Source organism: Alcaligenes faecalis, assembly GCF_002443155.1.
Taxonomy (GTDB): Bacteria; Pseudomonadota; Gammaproteobacteria; order Burkholderiales; family Burkholderiaceae_B; genus Alcaligenes; species Alcaligenes faecalis.
In genome coordinates this window covers 357,347-376,761 of the sequence record NZ_CP023667.1, presented here as the reverse complement: position 1 = coordinate 376,761, position 19,415 = coordinate 357,347, and the positions used below count along the sequence as shown (strand labels likewise).

14 protein-coding genes and 2 pseudogenes are annotated in these 19,415 nt (G+C 58.5%); 6 read left to right on the top strand and 10 right to left on the bottom strand.

The genetic code is table 11. The features are described from left to right. The first annotated feature begins 142 nt into the window (after positions 1–142). From CPY64_RS01735 to fahA, 5 genes are read left to right on the top strand one after another with little or no spacing between them, the layout of a single operon-like run. Positions 143–1,099, top strand: coding sequence for an MBL fold metallo-hydrolase (locus tag CPY64_RS01735; RefSeq protein ID WP_042483010.1), 957 nt, complete (start codon positions 143–145; stop codon positions 1,097–1,099). A 24-nt stretch (positions 1,100–1,123) separates the two neighbouring features. Beyond that, positions 1,124–2,797, top strand: coding sequence for an FAD-dependent oxidoreductase (locus CPY64_RS01730; RefSeq protein WP_042483007.1), 1,674 nt, complete (start codon positions 1,124–1,126; stop codon positions 2,795–2,797). Further along, positions 2,785–2,994, top strand: a complete 210-nt coding sequence (locus CPY64_RS01725) for a DUF2783 domain-containing protein (protein WP_009461092.1) — start codon at positions 2,785–2,787, stop codon at positions 2,992–2,994. The genes CPY64_RS01730 and CPY64_RS01725 overlap by 13 nt, the downstream gene beginning before the upstream one ends. Before the next feature lie 15 nt (positions 2,995–3,009). Next, on the top strand, positions 3,010–4,314 hold the full coding sequence (hmgA, locus tag CPY64_RS01720) for a homogentisate 1,2-dioxygenase (protein ID WP_042483003.1): 1,305 nt from the start codon (positions 3,010–3,012) through the stop codon (positions 4,312–4,314). Continuing rightward, on the top strand, positions 4,311–5,636 hold the full coding sequence (gene fahA, locus CPY64_RS01715; protein ID WP_042482998.1) for a fumarylacetoacetase: 1,326 nt from the start codon (positions 4,311–4,313) through the stop codon (positions 5,634–5,636). Before hmgA ends, fahA begins: the two co-directional genes overlap by 4 nt. 171 nt (positions 5,637–5,807) lie before the next feature. On the opposite strand, the gene CPY64_RS01710 is transcribed toward fahA, so the two are convergent. After that, positions 5,808–6,494, bottom strand: coding sequence for a phosphatase PAP2 family protein (locus CPY64_RS01710; RefSeq protein WP_042482994.1), 687 nt, complete (start codon positions 6,492–6,494; stop codon positions 5,808–5,810). 21 nt (positions 6,495–6,515) lie between these two features. Then, positions 6,516–7,931 carry an FAD-binding oxidoreductase gene (locus CPY64_RS01705; RefSeq protein ID WP_042482991.1) on the bottom strand — a complete coding sequence of 472 codons (1,416 nt, stop codon included), beginning with the start codon at positions 7,929–7,931 and terminating at the stop codon, positions 6,516–6,518. 129 nt (positions 7,932–8,060) lie between these two features. Here CPY64_RS01705 and CPY64_RS01700 point away from each other — a divergent pair, with 129 nt between their 5' ends. Then, the gene (locus tag CPY64_RS01700) at positions 8,061–9,449 is read left to right on the top strand and encodes a phosphomannomutase/phosphoglucomutase (RefSeq protein ID WP_042482988.1); all 1,389 of its coding nucleotides are present in this window, start codon (positions 8,061–8,063) and stop codon (positions 9,447–9,449) included. A 273-nt stretch (positions 9,450–9,722) separates the two neighbouring features. Here the strand turns inward: CPY64_RS01700 and CPY64_RS19275 are convergent, their stop codons facing one another. From CPY64_RS19275 to CPY64_RS01665, 8 genes and pseudogenes are all read right to left on the bottom strand, one after another. Beyond that, the gene (locus CPY64_RS19275; RefSeq protein WP_042483550.1) at positions 9,723–10,838 is read right to left on the bottom strand and encodes a glycosyltransferase family 4 protein; all 1,116 of its coding nucleotides are present in this window, start codon (positions 10,836–10,838) and stop codon (positions 9,723–9,725) included. A gap of 207 nt (positions 10,839–11,045) precedes the next feature. Next, positions 11,046–12,116 (bottom strand): annotated as a pseudogene (locus CPY64_RS19270) (glycosyltransferase family 4 protein); the annotation flags it as partial. Continuing rightward, positions 12,113–13,241, bottom strand: a pseudogene (locus CPY64_RS01690) (glycosyltransferase family 4 protein). The pseudogenes CPY64_RS01690 and CPY64_RS19270, both read right to left, overlap by 4 nt. Before the next feature lie 63 nt (positions 13,242–13,304). After that, positions 13,305–14,414 carry a glycosyltransferase family 4 protein gene (locus tag CPY64_RS01685; protein ID WP_042483547.1) on the bottom strand — a complete coding sequence of 370 codons (1,110 nt, stop codon included), beginning with the start codon at positions 14,412–14,414 and terminating at the stop codon, positions 13,305–13,307. A gap of 39 nt (positions 14,415–14,453) precedes the next feature. Then, positions 14,454–15,815: a murein biosynthesis integral membrane protein MurJ gene (gene murJ, locus CPY64_RS01680; RefSeq protein WP_042482982.1), complete on the bottom strand. Its 1,362-nt coding sequence runs from the start codon at positions 15,813–15,815 to the stop codon at positions 14,454–14,456. After that, on the bottom strand, positions 15,812–16,837 hold the full coding sequence (locus CPY64_RS01675; RefSeq protein ID WP_042482979.1) for an SDR family oxidoreductase: 1,026 nt from the start codon (positions 16,835–16,837) through the stop codon (positions 15,812–15,814). The genes murJ and CPY64_RS01675 overlap by 4 nt, the downstream gene beginning before the upstream one ends. 14 nt (positions 16,838–16,851) lie before the next feature. Beyond that, entirely contained in the window at positions 16,852–18,132 is a 1,281-nt protein-coding gene (gene tviB, locus CPY64_RS01670; RefSeq protein ID WP_086046069.1) for a Vi polysaccharide biosynthesis UDP-N-acetylglucosamine C-6 dehydrogenase TviB, read from the bottom strand. Between the two features lie 49 nt (positions 18,133–18,181). Next, on the bottom strand, positions 18,182–19,306 hold the full coding sequence (locus CPY64_RS01665) for an MraY family glycosyltransferase (RefSeq protein WP_042482977.1): 1,125 nt from the start codon (positions 19,304–19,306) through the stop codon (positions 18,182–18,184). Between the last annotated feature and the right edge of the window lie 109 nt (positions 19,307–19,415).

Sequence of the window (19,415 nt, the reverse complement as noted above, 5' to 3'; positions counted from 1 at the left end):
AGCGTCTGATGCCGATTCCGGCAGGCAGACGCTCGTCTGCCTTTCTTCAATTGAACCCACCCTATTCAGGTATTCACCTATATCTAACTGATTCACCATAAACTAATCTGACACCATCCCTATCGACTGTGGAGTCATTTTCATGAGCAAGTCCTTCGCCTCGCATAACGACCTGGAAGACAAAATCGTTGCCTTTGAGAAACTGTCCGAGAACGCCTACGCCTACACGGCGGAGGGTGATCCCAACACGGGCATCATCATTGGTGACGAGGCCATTATGGTGATCGACACCCAGGCCACACCTGTCATGGCTGAAGACGTTATTCGTCGCATCCGCGAAGTCAGCGACAAACCCATCAAATATGTGCTGCTGTCGCACTACCACGCTGTACGCGTGCTGGGCGCCTCGGCCTACGATGCCCAGGAAATCCTGGCCAGCCGCGACACTTACGACCTGATCGTGGAGCGTGGCGAGCAAGACAAGGCCAGCGAAATCGGTCGGTTCCCCCGCCTGTTCCGCAACGCCGAGTCCATTCCTCCCGGCCTGACCTGGCCCACCATGACCTTTGAGGGTCACATGACCGTGGACCTGGGCAATCTGGAAGTGCACCTGATGCAAGTGGGTCGTGGCCACACCAAGGGCGACACCATTGCCTGGCTGCCCAAGCAGAAAATCCTGTTCGCCGGTGACCTGGTTGAATACCAATCCACCCCGTACGCAGGCGACTGCTACTTCCGCGAATGGCCCCGCACATTGGACCGTCTGGGTGACTTCAAAGCCGAACAAATGGTTCCTGGCCGTGGCCCGGCACTGAAGAACGCCACCGAAGTGCGTCAGGCGCTGGCCGGCACACGCGCGTTCTTGACAGACCTGTACTCCAGCGTGCAGCAAGGTGCAGCAGCCGGTAAAGATCTGAAGACCATTTACCGCGAAACCTACGATTTCATGAAGCCTCGCTACGCAGACTGGGTCATTTTTGATCACTGCATGCCCTTTGACGTATCCCGTGCCTACGACGAAGTCAACGGCCACGAAGACCCACGCATCTGGACCGCCGAGCGCGATCTGGAAATGTGGAAACAGCTCGAAGGTCAGTAAGACGCAAGGCCAGGGAGAAAGAAGATGGGAGACATTAATTACCAGACCCTGGAGCTGACGCAAGCGCCCCCACCGGCTACCCATGCCCGCCACCCTGTTGTGGTGGTGGGTGCCGGCCCGGTGGGGCTGACCATGGCCCTGGATCTGGCGGCCAAAGGCCACCGGGTCGTGATTCTGGATGACGACACTACGCTGTCCAAAGGATCGCGGGCCATTTGCTTTGCCAAACGCACCCTGGATATCTGGGACCGATTGGGCGTGGGCTCGCGCATGATGGACAAGGGCGTGTCCTGGAATGTGGGCAAGGTTTTTTTCCGCAACCAGGAAGTCTGGAGCTTCAATTTGCGGCCCGAAGAAGGCCACCAGCGCCCCGCCTTTATCAATTTGCAGCAGTATTACTGCGAAGGCTATCTCTACGAAGCCGTCTGCGCCCAGCCTCTGATCGAGTTGCGTTCCGGTCATAAAGTGCTGAACGTGATGAACCAGGCAGAAGGCGTGCATCTGGAGGTAGAAACCCAGCAAGGCAATTACACGCTGGAAGCGGAATGGTTGCTGGCCTGCGATGGCTCGCGCTCGGCCATTCGCCGTGCCTTGGGTGAAAGCAGCAGCGGGCGTGTGTTCAAGGACCGTTTCCTGATTGCAGACGTGCGCATGCAGGCCGACTTCCCCGCCGAGCGCTGGTTCTGGTTTGATCCGCCCTTCCATCCCAATCAATCTGTTCTGCTGCACAGCCAGCCGGACAATGTCTGGCGTATCGACTTCCAATTGGGCTGGGATGCCGACCCGGTGGAAGCCGTCAAACCCGAAAACGTGCTGCCCCGCATTCGCGCCCTCCTGGGTGCCGACGCCCCCTTTGAGCTGGAATGGGTCAGCATTTACACCTTTGCCTGCGAGCGCATGGAGCGCTTTCGCCATGGCCGTATTCTGTTTGCCGGAGACTCGGCCCACCGTGTCTCGCCCTTTGGCGCACGCGGTGCCAATAGCGGTATCCAGGACGCCGACAACCTGGCCTGGAAGCTGAATCTGGTTCTGAATGCCCAGGCTCCCGACAGCTTGCTGGACAGCTACAGCCATGAACGCGAGTTGGCCGCGGACGAGAACATCCGCCACTCCAGCCGTTCAACCGATTTCATTACACCTAAAAGCGAAGTCAGCCGTCTGTTCCGTGATGCGGCCCTGATTCTGGCGCGTCGCCACGCCTTTGCCCGTGTACTGGTTAATAGCGGCCGCCTGTCCTTGCCCAGCGCCTACCCGGACAGCCCCTTGAATACGGCTGACACACACGAGTTTTCCGCCAAGGCTACGCCACTGGGCGCCTGCGTCCCCGACGCGCCTATCGAGCAAAACGGTCAGCAAGGCTGGTGGCTGGGTCAATTGGGTAACGGCTTCACGCTGCTGGAGTTTGGCGAAGGCCAGGCCAGCCAGTCTGAAGCGCTAGAAGAACTGGTCGCCCAAGGTCTCTTGACCCGCCTGCGCGTCTGGCCCGCTGGCACCATCGCCGCCCAGGCCCAGGGTGGCATCATCGACAGCCAGGATATGCTGCGTCAGCGTTACGACGCCCAGCCCGGCTCCTGCTATCTGATTCGCCCCGACCAACACCTGTGCGCCCGCTGGCGTCATCTGGATGGGCAAGCTGTCCAGGCTGCCTTGCATAAAGCCTGTGGCCATTTCCTGGAGAGTGCTTCATGTCTACACTGAATACCGATACCCCCCTGGAACGGGCGGACGATTTCTACCAAATGTTGATCGATGCCCACCAAGGTCTGAGCACGGCACAAAGCCATGCCATGAATGCCGCTTTGGTGCTTTTGCTGTGCAATCATGTCGGCTCGCTGGATGTGATCAAGCAAGCCTTGGATGCTGCCCGCCAGACCTGCCTGGAGCAGGCTGCCTGAATCTGGAGACCCCTAATGAGCTCTTTGAATTATCAGATTGGTTTTGGTAACGCCTTTGCCACCGAGGCTCTGCCCGGTGCGCTACCGCTGGGACGCAACTCGCCACAGCGCTGCCCGTACGGACTGTATGCCGAGCAGTTGTCCGGCACGGCCTTTACCGCACCACGCGCCGATAACCGCCGCTCCTGGCTGTACCGCATTCGCCCCAGCGCCAAGCAAGGGGCATTTACGGCATTTGAAGGCGCTTCCCACTGGAATGAAAACTTCGGCCAGGGCCCGGCCAACCCCAATCGCCTGCGCTGGAGCCCACTGAATCTGCCCACCACACCCACCGATTTTCTGGCCGGTGTCCATACCTGGGCGGGCAATGGCAGCAGCGACTCGCAAAGCGGCGTTGCCATCCATCTGTACGCCATCAACCAGTCCATGGGTCGGCGCGTGTTCTACAACGCCGACGCCGAAATGATGTTCGTGCCTGAACAGGGCCGCCTGCGTCTGGTCAGCGAACTGGGCATCATGGAAATCGAGCCTTGCGAGATTGCCGTCATGCCGCGTGGCGTACGCTTCAAGGTAGAGTTGCTGGACGATGTGGCCCGCGGCTATCTGCTTGAAAACTTCGGTGCGCCTTTGCGCTTGCCCGAACTGGGCCCGATCGGCTCCAACGGCCTGGCCAATGCCCGCGACTTCAAAACGCCGGTGGCCTGGTACGAAGATGTCAGCGCGCCGCATGAGCTGGTCACCAAATTCACAGGCGGCTTCTGGGTTGCGCAACTGACGCACTCGCCGCTGGACGTGGTGGCCTGGCATGGCACGCACGCCCCCTACAAATACGATTTACGCGACTTCAACGTGATCGGCTCGATCAGCTACGATCACCCCGATCCCTGCATTTTCAGCGTATTGACCTCACCCTCCGATACCCCCGGCACGGCCAACCTGGACTTTGCGATTTTCCCACCACGCATTCTGGCCATGGAAAACACCTTCCGCCCACCGTGGTTCCACCGTAACTTCGCCAGCGAATTCATGGGCCTGATCCAGGGTGTGTACGATGCCAAGGCCGATGGCTTTGCACCCGGCGGCTCCAGCCTGCACAATTGCATGAGCCCGCATGGCCCCGACGCCAACACCTTCGACAAGGCCAGCAGTGCGGACTTGAGCAAGGCAGACTATCTGCGCGGTACCATGGCCTTTATGTTCGAGACCCGCAAAGTCATCCGCCCCTCGCCACAGGCCTTGCAAAGCGGCAGTCTGCAAGCCAATTACGACGCCGTCTGGGACGGACTGGAAAAACACTTCTCTACGGAACAAAAGGCATGACCCGACCTTATCTGAATGACACTCACGACCCCAAGCTGCAAAGCTGGGTGCCCGGCGCCAACGAGGCCGATAACGGTTTCCCCATCCAGAACCTGCCCTTTGCCGTGGCCCGTCGCCGTGACAGTCAGGAAGACTTCCGCGTCATGGTGGCCATTGGCCCTTACGCGCTGGACCTGGGCCTGCTGGCCTGCGATACCCCCTGGCACGGCAAAGCCGCCGACGCTCTGGCCGCTTGCGTCAAACCGGCACTGAATGGCCTGATGGCCTTGGGTCAGGAATATTGGAGCGCACTGCGTGCCGCCTTGTCGCACGACTTGCGTCAGGGCTCCTCGGCCGAATCACGTCTGCGCCCCATGCTGATCGAACGCAGCAAGCTGGAATACGCCCTGCCCGCCCAGATTGGCGACTACACCGACTTCTACATTTCCGTGCACCACGCAACGGCGGTGGGCAAACAGTTCCGCCCCGATGCGCCCTTGCTGCCCAACTACAAGTGGGTGCCTATCGGCTACCATGGCCGCGCCTCCAGCATTGGGGTATCCGGCCAGCAGTTCCCGCGCCCCGTCGGCCAGACCCGCCCACCCGAGGGGCAGGAGCAGCCCAACTTTGGTCCTTGCCAGCGCCTAGACTTTGAACTGGAAATGGGCATTCTGATTGGCAAAGGCAACGAAGCTGGTCACCGTATCCCTATCGGTCAGGCAGACGAACACGTTTTTGGTCTGTGCCTGTTCAATGACTGGTCGGCACGCGATCTGCAAGCCTGGGAATACCAGCCTTTGGGCCCTTTCCTGGCCAAGAACTTTGCCTCGACGATCTCCCCCTGGGTCGTGACACTGGAAGCCCTGGCTCCCTTCCGTCGCCCGTTCAGTCGTCCTGAATCCGATCCTCAGCCTCTACCTTATTTGCAGGATCAGGCCAACCAAGAAAGTGGCGTTCTGGACGTGGAATTGGAGGTGTACCTGAGCACTGAGCAGTCTCGTCAGCAAAAGAAAGACCCGGCTCTGCTCTCGCGTAGCAACTTCAAGGAAGCCTATTGGACCGTGGCCCAACTGGTCGCCCACCACAGCGTCAACGGCTGCAACCTGCAAACCGGCGACCTGCTGGGCACCGGCACCTTGTCCGGCCCGGCCAAGGGTCAGGAAGGCTCCTTGCTGGAAATGAACCAGGGCGGCAAGAACCCCATTGATCTGCCTTGGGGCGAACAGCGCAAATTCCTGGAAGATCAGGACGAGATCATCTTGAAGGGCCTGTGCCGTCAAGAAGGCTACCCAACCCTGTCTTTTGGTGAATGCGCCGGACGTGTACTGCCTGCCGTGCCTTAAGCTCAAGGCACCCAAACCTGCGAAGGTCTGATTAGCAAGAGACGCTTGCTTGTGAACAACACCCCGCAGCCGCTACCTGGCTTCGGGGTGTTGTTACGTAAGGCCTATAGAAACAGGCTCGCAAAAACAAAAAAGGGACTTGAAGTCCCCTTTTGCAGATTCATAGAGCCACTAGGCAGGCAATTGCTTATGTCTGGCCCAAGACCACAAGATATAAAACAGCACGCAGCCATACAGTCCCAGCACAGCGCCCGAAGCCAGCACCTGGCTAAGAAAATGGTAGCCCTGCATGATACGCAAAAAGCCGAACAGCAAACCGGCGCTGATACCCAGTACAAAGCCCCCGGCGGCCAATTTGCGGCAGCCTGTCATGAGGCCTACAAAGAACAGGGACAGGAGCACAAAACCGGATGCGGCATGAGCGCTGGGCAAGGCATTGCCGGCCTCAGCCCAGGAATGCGCCCAAAAGTAGGCAGGCATGGATTCTGTGCCACCGAACATGGCCAGATTAAAGGGCCTTGGCATGGCGGTCAGATGTTTCAGCACGCCGACCATTAACGGGCCACTACCCATGAAAAAAGCCGCCCCCGCCCAGGCCAATTGGCGGCGGGAGCCCCTGGGCTGCCGCCACGCCACAATCGTCCATATCACCGCGCCGCCAAAGGGGACGAACCAGACCAATCTGCGCCCGAACAAATCCACAAAAGGCTGCAAACGCCAGGAAAAATCCTGGACTTGCGTGTCATAGAAATAGGCGCTGAGAGACAGATCCGTTGCCGAACCCATCGTCACGGCCGCGACGATTCCCAAAACAGTAAACAAGACGGCACTGGCAACGATATAAGGACGAAAAAACATCTACACACCAAGTAACTTCAATCAGTCGGGCAATACCTTACCGGGGTTCATGATCCCCAACGGATCCAGTGCCATCTTGATCTGCTTCATCAAGGTCAGGGAAACGGGATCTTTATAACGTGGCAGCAGTTGGCGTTTGAGTTGACCCACACCATGCTCGGCGCTGATCGAACCATTGAAGCGGTGCACGCTGTCATGCACCAGGGCGTAAATCTCGTCCTGACGCTTGAGCAGCTCTTCTTCCGTGAAGGCGGTGCCGCGCGCCACGTTGTAGTGCAGATTGCCGTCGCCCAAATGCCCGAACGTCACGTTTTCCAGACCGGGGAAGGCTTCCTGCAAGGCCTTGTCCGTCTCATGCACGAACTGGGACATCACAGACACGGGAATGGACACATCATGCTTGATGCTTTTCCCATAGGCTTTTTCAGCCAGGGGAATACTTTCACGCAAGTGCCAGAGCGCCTTGCTTTGTGCGATGGTCTCGGCAATAACGGCGTCTTGCACCAAATCTTGCTCCAGAGCCAGACCGATCACGCTCTCAAAACGCTCGCGGGCATGCTCCAGGCTTTCGCTATCGGACAGTTCCAGCAAGGCATACCAGGCCGCTTTTTCTGCCGGCCCCTGGAAAGGCATGCGTTGATCGGGGTAGCAGTGCAGTACCGCTTGCAAGCAGTTGCCTGCAATCAGCTCAAAGCCGGTCAAGGAAGCGGCCAAGCCCTGACGGGCCAGGGCCAGCACTTGTACGGCATCTTCAATTGTGTTCAGCGCCAGCAAGGCGGTGCATGCAGCGACTGGCTGGGGATAGAGTTTGATGGTGGCAGCGGTGATGATGCCCAAGGTGCCTTCGCTACCAATGAACAGGTTGCGCAGGTCGTAGCCGGTATTGTCCTTGCGCAGGCCAAGCAGACCATGCAGGATTTCGCCCTGAGCAGTGACGACTTCCAGCCCCAATGTCAGGTCGCGGGCATTGCCGTAACGCAGAACCTGCGTGCCGCCCGCATTGGTCGCCAAATTGCCACCAATGGTGCAACTGCCTTCTGCGGCCAGGCTCAAGGGGAATAGGCGCTGATGGTCGCGGGCGGCTTGCTGCACGTTTTGCAAAATGCAGCCGGCTTCCACCACCATGGTGTCGTTATCAGTATCCACGCTGCGAATCTTGTTCAAGCGCTCCAAAGACAGTACCAGCGCCGTCGCACTATTGTCCGGAGTCGCGCCCCCGCACAAGCCGGTATTGCCGCCTTGAGGGACGATGGGCACGCGGTGCTGCGCGCATAGACGCACAACCTGGGCCACTTCTTCCGTCGTTGCAGGCCGGGCCACCGCCAACGCAGTACCGGTATAGCGTCCACGCCAATCCTCCAGGTACTGCTGCATGGATTGTCCTGTCAGCACATGCTGCTGACCAATACGCTGTTCAAGTTCGTTCAGAAAAGTCATGACCCAAGCCACTCAAGAAAAACAATCAGGCGCTCTTGCTGTCGCGCTACAGCTCTTAATGGTAACTCACGAAAGCCGATGACATTCGCGCTAAACTGGTTTCTTTATTTAACTCCACAGGATCCGACAGTGACTCCAATTTCTGCTCTTCCGACCGCTGTATTCAAAGCCTACGACATCCGAGGCACCGTTCCTGAACAACTGAATCCAGATTTTGCCTATCAATTAGGCTTGGCCCTGGCGGCCTCGGCACGTGAGCAGAAAGTCCAGACCTTGGTAGTAGGCTATGACGGCCGTCACAGCAGCCCCTCTCTGTCCTTGGCCCTGCGAAAAGGCATCCAGGCAGGTGGCGTGAATACCGTTGATCTGGGCATGGTGCCCACCCCCGTCGTCTATTTTGCGGCCAATGTGCTTGAAACCGGCTCGGGCGTAGCCATTACAGGCAGCCATAACCCATCCAATTACAACGGCTTCAAGATGATGATGGCTGGCAAGACCTTGCACGGCCAGGACATCCAGGATTTGATGAAGCGTATGCAAGCCGGGGTTCAACCAGCACCACAAGCAGGCACGGACGAAAAGAAAGACCTGCTGGACCTGTACGTCAACACCATTGCAGAACGTGTAACGCTGGCCCGCCCCATGAAAATTGCCCTGGACTGCGGCAATGGCGTCGGTGGCGTCGTAGCCGCCCGCCTGTTCAAGGCCCTGGGTTGCGAAGTGGACATGCTGTTTGAGGATGTAGATGGCAGCTTCCCCAACCACCACCCAGACCCGGCCGAGCCGCACAATCTGCAAGACCTGATCGCCCATGTTCAAAACACGGACTGCGAAGTGGGCCTGGCCTTTGACGGCGATGCCGACCGCCTGGGTGTGGTGACTCGCTCCGGTCAGATCATCTGGCCAGACCGCCAGTTGATCCTGTATGCGCGCGATATTTTGCAACGCGAGCCCGGCTCCACCATTATTTTTGACGTGAAATGCAGCCGCCACGTCGCTCTGGAAATTGCCAAGGCGGGTGGTGAGCCCTTGATGTGGCAAACCGGCCATTCACTGATCAAGGCCAAACTGGCCGAAACGGGTGCACCCCTGGCTGGCGAGATGAGCGGCCACGTGTTCTTCAAGGAAGGCTGGTACGGCTTTGACGATGGCCTGTACACCGGCGCACGTCTGCTGGCGATCCTTTCTCGCGGTGACAACCCTACGGCCGAGCTGGAAGCCTTGCCGCAAGACCTGTCTACACCGGAACTGAAACTGCCTCTGGCCGAGGGCGAGCCCCATGCCTTAATTGCCCGCCTGCAAAAAGAAGGCCGCTTCCCCAGCTCCAATCAGCTCAACACGATTGATGGTGTGCGCGCCGAGTATCCGGATGGCTTCGGTCTGGCTCGTGCCTCCAACACCACGCCTGTGATTGTGCTGCGTTTTGAGGCCCAGTCCCAAGAGGCGCTGGATCGGATTCAGGGGGAATTCCGTGCGGCATTGTTGGCTTTGAAGCCTGATGCTGCCTTGCCTTTCTAAGGCGGTGGAGGTTCGCTAATACCCAGATCCCTGCTCGCTGGTCTCTAGTCTCTAGTCTCTAGTCTCCAGCGCAGTATAAAAATGCCCCCACGCGGCAACTTTGGCTTGCTGTCCCCCAAGAGGGCACTTTTTACCGGGACGACCAGCCTTGGGGCGGCTCGGCGGTAAAAAAAGGGCTGAACTGTCTCTGAAACCTTGGATTCAGCCCCAAGTCACAGCAGACAGCTCAGCCCATTTTTTATGCTTTGGTCTTGAACCAAGGCATAAAGAGCCTTAACGGCTCAAATACTGATACAGATCCAGATGGGCCTCGCTGATGCGGCCTATATCAAAGGCCTCTTCAGCCAGACGGCGGCTTTCCGCCCCCATGGCTTGTCGCTTGGCCGTATCCTCACCCAACTCCATCACCGCCGCCGCCAAGGCCTGCGCATTACGCACTGGCACCAGCACACCCGTTACTCCAGGCTCAATGGCATCCCGGCAACCGGGTACATCCGTTGTAACCACCGCGCGCCCGCAGGCTGCGGCTTCCACCAAGGATTTAGGCAAGCCTTCACGATAAGACGGCAACACGGCAATGTGTGATTGAGCGTACAGCTGCGCAATATCACTACGCTCACCCAAGCACTCCACCACGCCCTGCTTTTGCCAATTCTGCCATTCCTGCTCGCTGATGCTGGCGGGATTGCCAGGGTCAGGACTGCCAGCCAATACCCACTTCACCGGGCTGCCTTGGGCGGCACTGATACGGGCAGCTTCCACAAACTCTCGCACGCCCTTGTCTACCAACAAACGTGACACCATCAAGGCAACGGGCGGGCCTTCCGGCTCTGGCACGGCCTGAAACTCGTTCAGGTCTACCCCAGAACCACGAATCAGGATGCACTGGTCACGTTTGACCACACGATCTTCCAGCAAGACATCACGGTCATTGCTGTTTTGAAAAATCACACGGCTATTGGGATGTCCCAAAGCTATGCGATAAAGCTGCAGTGCTATCCAGCGCACGGGATCAAAGGACTTGTCGCGCTTGGTAAATACATAACCCAAACCCGATACGGCAGCTAGAAAGCCCGGCACACCGGCCAGTCGCGCCGCAATGCCACCGTACAGAACAGGTTTGATGGTGACTGCATGCACCAGTTCAGGACGCTCCCGCCGAAACAGACGCCACAAGGCCCAGATGGTTTGCAGCTCTTGCAAGGGATTGGTCCCGCTGCGCGTCATGGGTAAAGCATGGTGATGCAGGCCGTGACGCTCGATCTCGGCCACTGCCGGGCCATCCATGGTGGCCACATGCACGTCATAACCTTCACGCTGGGCGGCTTGCGCCAAGGGCAAACGGTGCGACAGGAAAAAAGCGGGATTATTGACCACGAACATCAGCATGCGTGTTTTCTTGCTGGAATCGTCCGTCAACACATTCAAGGCTTGCCGACTACGCTTGCGCTTGGGCGGATACTGCGCTGTCAGCGTCTTCCAGGCTTGCGTGTAGTTCTTGACCATGCCTTCCAGGGAAAACAGGCGGGCAACCCGTTCACGCGCATGCTCATGGCGAGCCTGCCAGGACGGCGCACCCAACTCGTCAACCGCACTGTTGATTGCACCTGCCAAGGCCTCGGCATTGCTGGGGGGGACAACCCAACCCTCGTTGCCCACGATCAAGGCCGCATCGCCCACGTCGGTGACCACATTGGACACTCCGGCAGCCATGGCTTCACACACCACGTTCGGAAAGCCCTCTGCCGAGCTGGACAACACATGTACGTCCAGCGCATTCATCAAGCGGGGTACATCGCTGCGTCGCCCCATCAGAATGACGCTCTCACGCAGCTGATGCTGATCCAGCAAGCGCATCAGGGTTTCATTACTGCTGTCCATGCCGTCGCCAATCAAGAGGCAACGCAAGCCGGGATGACGGTGCAAGCTGCGGGCCAAGGCGGCCAGCAGATTGGGATGATCTTTCAGCGGATTCCAGCGGGCCACACTACCAATAACAGGCGTATCCAGTGACAGGCCCAATTCTTCGCGCACTTCTTCACGAGCCTGCTCATCGGGATGCCAACGGCTTAAATCGTAGCCATTGGGAATCACTTTCATGATGTCAGCACGATAGCCCCACTGTTTATGACGTCGGGCGGCATTTTCGGCACAAGACACAATCAGATTGGGAATAAAGCGCGACAGGCGAGCGCACAGCCAGGCCACCATACGAGCTTTCGGGCTGCCTTGATACAGATTGGCGCCCGAGTTACGGATACCCCAGGACACAGCCGGAATACCAACCAAGCGGGCGGCTGCGCCACCAATCAGGTCAGAGTGATACATCCAGGTTTGCACTACATCGGGCTGCACCTCGCGCAGCACACGAGTCAAGGATCGCAAGCCTTTCAAAAAGCCCAGCGGCGAGTGCATGTGCAGGCAGTACAAAGGAATGTCTGCGGCACGCAATTGCGGCCCAAAAACATCTTCCTCGCCCAGAGAAATCACAATATGTTCGGTAGCCTGGCCGGGAGCTGTCACCAGACGGAACAAGACCGTCTCTGCCCCACCCTGTCCCAGCCCCGCAATAATATGCACGACCCGCAAAGGCGGCGTTGTTTTCTCCAACTTGCCATCCACGGCGTCTGTTTCCTGATTCAACGACCTTGGCTGCAATGCACTCATGCTTTGGCTCCCTCTTCTATACCGCCACGGGCGGCCTGAAAGACCTGGTCCCAGTTAAGCAAAACCTGCTCTAGTTCATAACGCTGCCGCACCGCTGCAGCGGCACGACGGCCCAACACACCCCGAAACACGCCATCACCCATCAGCTCGGCCAGGGCGGCGGTCAAGGCGCCTTCATCTCCCACCGGAACCAGCAGGGCGTCCTTGCCATCGGAGCTGATCTCGCGCGGACCGCTGGGGCAATCCACCGTTACAGCGGGCAGACCCATGGCCATGGCTTCCAGCAACACATTCGGAAAACCTTCTACTTCCGAGGTCATGACAAAAGCATGGGAGCGCGCCATTTCCTGCCAGGGCTGGGCGGTTTTTCCGGCCAGTTCAATACGGTCAGCGGCTCCGGACATGGCAATCTGCTGCACCAATTGGGCACGCTGCGGGCCATCACCCCAGATTTTTCAACTTCCATTCCGGATATTCGGCAGCCAGACTCGCAAACACGCGGATCAGGACATCAAAGCGCTTGGAAGGCACCAGACGCCCCATGGCCATCAGGGTGCAATGCCGGTTTTCCTCTACCCGTACCTCGCGCTGCACGGCATTCAAAGCCTGCGGCAAGGGGTTGGGCACAACCATGACCTGTTTCATGCCTGGCACCATGGCTTGGAAGGCTGCCACGCTGGCCCGGGTCTGCACCGTCACTACCTGTGCCTTGGGATACAGACGGCGGCGCAGGCTTTGCAAGAGCTTGCCTGCGCTGCTGCTAAAGGCCGGGTTGGTGCGTTCACCCACCACAACAGGGACACCCATGCCACCCAGCCCCAGCAAGACATTGATATTCACATTGGTCAGAAAAGACACGATGACATCGGGCTGTTTTTCACGCACCAGCTTGCGCATGGCGCGCAGCTTGGCCAAGGGCTTGGGCAGCCAGCTGCCTCGCATGCGATGGGCCAGCCACACCAGTTCCACCTTGGGGTCGATAGGGTAAAACGCACTGCCTCCACCGCTATAGGTAGGCACCAGGGTGACCTGATCGCCCCGCAAACCCCAGGCATTGGCCAAGGTAGAGGCGACGCGCTCGGCACCGCCTGCGTTCAGGGAGCTGACGAAAAACAGAATATTCACTGGGCCTCCATGGGCTCATCGACCGGGTAGCTTGGACCCGCTGGCACGAAGCAAAGCGCCATTTTAAGTCCGACGCAAGCACTGTTCCAACACTTGCTGCCACAGCGCCAGCACGCGGGCCGAGGAAAAGCGGTCGCGCACATCCGTGGCACGGCGCGCCAATCGCTGACGCTTGTCTTCGTTGGACATCAGGTCGGACAAATGGGCCGCCAAGGCCTCCACGTCCTCAGTCGGGCGTACCAAAACACCATCGATATTGGCACGGATGATCTCGCGCGGGCCGGTATCGCAGTCAAAGGCCACTGCCGTCAAACCACTGGCCATGGCTTCCAGCAAACTGTTGGACAAGCCCTCCATACGGGAGCTGAGCACATACAGATCTGACTGTTCATACCAGTCCGCCATATTGCCGACACGCCCTGGCAGCTGAATCCGCTCTTGCAGTTCCAGTTCCGCAATCCGTGCCTCCAGGGGAGCACGTTGCTCGCCTTCGCCCAGAATCACCAGATCCCAGTCGGGGAAATAGTTGGACAGCATGGCAAATGATTCAACCAAGGTATCGAAGCCCTTGACCGGATGCAGCCGCCCCACGGCCAGCAAGCGTTTGCGTCCTTCTGGCAGTTCGGGCACCGGCACTACTGGCTCGGCGCGGTCCATGGGCCAGCGCACCGCATTGGGAATCACCTGCACCTGGCTACCGGGCACGTGCTCGCGCAGCCAGTCTGCTGTACCGGCCGTCAGCGCAATGACCGCATGGGCTTGCGGATAGGTACGCAAGCGGGCTTTTTGCCAGAAAGAGGACAAGGACTGGGACGGAGGATGCGTATGCTCGGTAGCAATCACCTTGCAGGGCAAGCCTTTGGCGGCAGAAATGGCCAGTACCGAGGAAGTGGTCATCATGCCCAGAACCACATCGGGTTTGGTCTTGCGTATCAGGGATCGCACCCGGCTCACGCGCCGCCAGTTCTTCCACAAGGCATCCAGGCGGCCACGACTGCTGCCTGCCGTTCCCAGCACGTGGCGCTCTACGCCCTCTGCTACGGTATACGCGTCTTTGTCACGGCCGGCCTGCGTCACCAGAGACACTCGATAGCCGCGCGCCACCCAGGCTGCGCTTAAATCGACGGCGACACGTTCTGCCCCACCCCCACCCAAAGAGTGGATAAGCAGCATGATATGAGGGCGAACTCCCGAATGACTGTGCACGTTTTCCTATTCCTGCGAACCAGACGCGAAGGCACTGGCTGGCCTCAAGGCCAAGATGAAATAACAAGTGAAAGAAGCCGCATACATCAGGCTGGTCGCCAGCATGATGCCCGACGGGCCCATGCGAGCCGCCAGAATCGGGTTCAGGGCCGCTTTCACCAGAAAATTGATCACGGCAATAATTGCCATGGATTTATAACGGTTCTGACTGGCCAGCAACTGCACCAGAATCAGCACCCCAAAATAAAAGGGCAGTTGCACCAGCCCCCAGCTAAACACCTGGGCGACCGTGGCCGTATCCTGCGCCGTGAACGCACCACGCTCAAACAGCAGGGCCACTCCCCAAGGCGCCAGCAGAACACCAATCGCGGCGGCAACTCCACCGGCCAGCAACATCATGACCGACCACTTCAAGGCCATGGAGCGAGCACGGGCGTTATCGCCTCGGCTTTGAATATCCGCCAGCACAGGCAAAGCGGCCCGACCGACAGAAGCAGCGCCAACACCCAGAACCAATGCCAGCAAGCGAGTGGCATAACCCAAGGTCGCATTGGCATTAGCCCCCAGATTGGCCGCCGTATATTGGTCAATAGGACCAACAAAGCTCATGGCAACCTGCCCCACCAGCATGATGGTGGCAGCCTTGAGCAGATCCGGCCATTGCTCCGCACGCAGGCTGATCGTGGGGCGAGCCCAGATCTGATCGGCCCGCGAGGCCAGAATCATCAACCACACGGCCTGGATCGTCATGCCCAGCAAGGTGCCCCACAACAAAGGACCAATACCGGCATTCCCACCCGCTGCCAGCACCCAGATCAGGATGACAAAGGCCGGGACACTTTCCAGCAAGGTATTGATATGGCGCTCATGCGCCCGCAAGCGCGCGGCGCTCAGGCCAATCATCAGCGTCAGCACTGCCGCAGGCGCAAAGGCAAACAGCAGCTCCCGGCTCATTTCATGGACGGCGGGGCTTAGCCCTTGCCCAGTCCATTGCAGCACCCAGGGCCAGCTAATCCAGATCAAGGCCCCCAGCACGCAGCCCAGCACAATGCACCAGGCCTTGAGTTCACCCAGAAAACGGCTGCGCGCAGCCGGTTCCAGGCGATGCAAGCGCACCAGAACCGGAATCAGCACAACAGACATGGAGCCGACGATCGTCACTGGCAACCAGTTGGCCATGACCATCGTGAACTGATAGGCATCGACTACATCGCTCACACCGTAGCGATACGCCACCGCCATTTCTTTGAAAGCGCCCGCTGCCTTGCCCAGCAATAGAAAAAACGCCACCCGCATCGCCCCCAGGGCGATGCGACGGTGGTCGTCATGCAGACTAGACAGACGTGCTTTCAGGCCGGCCCAGATCAACTCAGAAACGCCACGTACCAGGGCATGGCCGTATTCAGGCCCTGCAAAATCGTGTGAGTCGGCTCGTAACCCAGTTGTGTACGGGCCTTGGAGATATCCGCTTGGGAATGCAACACATCACCAGCACGGAAATCGGCGTAGATGGGCTGCTTGGTGTAGTTCACACCATTGGTGCTCAGGGTCTGCTTCAGGTGCTCGAACAGCTCGTTCAGGCTGGTGCGGGCATTGACGGCCACGTTATAAACCTCGGCCACAGCAGGCTTTTGCTGCACGGCGGCCAGGATATTCATTTGAATAACGTTGTCGATAAAGCAGAAATCGCGGCTGGTCTGCCCGTCCCCATTGATTTGCACATCCTGGTTCTGGATCATGGCCGACACCCATTTGGGAATCACCGCGGCGTATGCACCGTTAGGGTCCTGACGTTTTCCAAACACGTTGAAGTAACGCAGGCCCACGCTGGAGAAGCCGTAGGCACGGGCAAACACGTCCGCATACAGCTCGTTCACGAACTTGGTGACGGCGTAGGGAGACAGTGGGCGACCAATCGTGTCTTCCACCTTGGGCAAACCGGGGTGGTCGCCGTAGGTGGAACTGGAAGCCGCATAAACAAAGGCTTTAACCTGTTCGTCACGTGCGGCCACCATCATGTTCAAGGCACCATTCACGTTGACTTCGTTGGAGGTCAGCGGATCGTTCAAGGAACGCGGTACCGAACCCAACGCCGCCTGGTGCAGCACATAGTCCACGCCCTTGACGGCCTCGCGACAGGTATCCAGGCTACGGATGTCGCCTTCAATAAAGCGAAAACGGGCCCAGCGCTCGGCCCCAACCTGATCGCGCACTTCGTCCAGATTGTATTGATGGCCAGTTGCAAAGTTATCCAGACCGACCACCTGCTGATCCATTTTCAGCAGGGCTTCCAGCAGGTTGGACCCGATAAAGCCGGCGCAACCCGTAACCAGCCAGGTTTTTGGCTGATTACGCAGTTGCTGGCTCGCCTGTTCAAATGCAGAGCTCATAATGCTTTCCAAAATTAAAGGCGCAGATCGGACTGTTCGCGATCAAACACATACTTCAAGTCGTAGAGCACATGCTCGGGCTTGCCCCATTGGCGCACGCCGTCCACGCCCAGCTCCTTGAACTGCTTGTGAGCCACGGCCACGATGACGCCGTCGTACTCACCCGCTTTGGGAGTCTCGACAGGCGTAATGCCGTATTCGTGCTGCGCTTCTTTGGGATCAACCCAGGGGTCGTACACGTCTACATGAACATCGTATTGCTTGAGTTCATGCACGATATCGACAATACGGGTGTTACGCAGATCCGGGCAGTTTTCCTTGAAGGCCAGACCCAGCAGCAGAACGCGTGAACCTTGCACCTGAATGCGGCGCTTGGTCATGGCTTTAACCAGCTGGGACGCCACGTAACCACCCATGGAGTCGTTCAGGCGACGGCCAGCCAGAATGATTTCGGGGTGGTAACCGATAGCTTGTGCCTTGTGGGTCAGGTAGTAGGGGTCTACGCCAATGCAGTGACCACCGACCAGACCGGGACGGAAAGGCAGGAAGTTCCACTTGGTGCCCGCCGCTTCCAGCACGTCCAGGGTATCAATCCCCAGACGGTTGAAAATCAGGGCCAGTTCGTTGATCAGGGCGATATTCACGTCGCGCTGGGTGTTCTCGATCACCTTGGCAGCTTCAGCCACACGAATGGAGCTGGCCTTGAATGTGCCCACCACAATGATCTCGCGGTACAGGGCATCCACCAGCTCAGCTACTTCAGGCGTCGAGCCGGAAGTGACTTTCTTGATGGTGGAGACGCGGTGTTCCTTGTCGCCCGGATTGATACGCTCCGGGCTGTAGCCGGCGTAGAAATCTTCGTTGAAGCGCAGACCCGACACTTGCTCCAGCACGGGCACGCACACTTCTTCGGTAGCACCTGGGTAAACCGTGGACTCGTAAACCACGATGTCACCACGCTTGAGCACTTTACCGATGGTCTCGGACGCACGAACCAGCGGCGTCAGATCGGGCTGCTTGAATTCATCAATAGGCGTGGGCACGGTCACGATGAAGACATTGGCCTGTGCCAGTTCATCCGCCTCGCAGGAGTAGCTCAGGCCACTGGCCTCGGCCAGCTCTGCGCTCTCGACCTCCAACGTGCGGTCTACCCCTTCCTTGAGTTCGGCGACGCGACGCGCGTTAATGTCAAAACCAATAACGGAACGCTTTTTGCCAAACTCTACTGCCAAAGGCAAACCGACATATCCCAAGCCGATAACGGCCAGTTTCACATTCTCAAGTTGCAACTTCATTCTCCAGTTAGCGCTATGCGCAAGGAATAATCTTGAACGCCTGCCAGTCTCAATCCCGGTCTACGCGCCGCCGTACCGACGGCAGCAGCAACCAGGAGGGGCGGCGCCACGAAACCAGACGGGAATAGAGCCAGATATACACCAGTGAGAAGGCCAACATGCTGGCGCACAAAGCCCAGGTATTGTCCCACCAGATCGTGGCCGGAACCAAACCGATCAAGGCCAGAACCCACAGGTAAGGCGAGGTCATGGCATTACAAAACGCGGGCAAGGCCCCACCGCTGTCACGACTGAACGTGGAGCGCACCAGACGGCGGAACACCAGCTGGTGCAGGTGCAGCGCATCCGGTTGATCCACAGGCACACCCCGTTTGAAACGGCGGCGCCAGATCGAAAACATGGTTTCGAAAACAGGATAAAACAGCACGGCCAAGGCGTAGAACGGCGACACACTGGGATTACGCACCACCAGTTGTACAGCCAGCTCAGCCAGCATGAAGCCCAGGAAATACGCCCCGCCATCGCCCAGAAAGACCCGTCCGAAAGGAAAGTTCCACACCAGAAAACCCAGGGTGGCCGAGGCCAGCGAGGCCGCAATCAGGAAAATCGGGATGTCCTGCACCTGCAGGGCCACCAGAGCCAGGGACAGAGCCATCAAGGTGGCGATCATGCCCGCCAGGCCGTTCATCCCGTCAATAATATTCAGTGCATGAGTACAGCCGCCCACGGCAATCATGGTAAAGAGCAGCGAAATGGGCCAGAAGCCCAGAACCCAGTCGGCCCAGCTCACCCCAACGCGCGACACACCACCCAGCAGCCACCAGGCAATCGCTGCCGACAGGAAAGCGGCCAGCAAACGTTTCAGAGAACCCACATCCTTGGTGATGTCCTCGACCAGGCCCGCCACAAAAACCGGCATGGCAGCCAGAAACAAGACCGGCCACAGCCAGGTCAGTGTCATGTTGCTGGGACCCAGCACCAGCAAGCCGGCCAAACTGCCTGCCACCACCGCCAGCCCACCCACACGCGGGGTAGGACGAGAATGGGACGCTTGGGGTTTACTAAGGTCGCTGTCCCCAGTCAAACGGCCGTGCCAACGCTCGGAGGCCACAATAAGCCCGCCGACCATAAAAGCCACGACACAGATATACAACCAGGTAAAGGATTCCCCCATCTGAGGTAAAGACACCGCGAAACACCCTGCAAGGTTAGGAACTACATCATTATCAACCTGCCTTCCGGCTTGTGTCCGTGACTAGTCGCTTTAAATGCAACAATTTTCG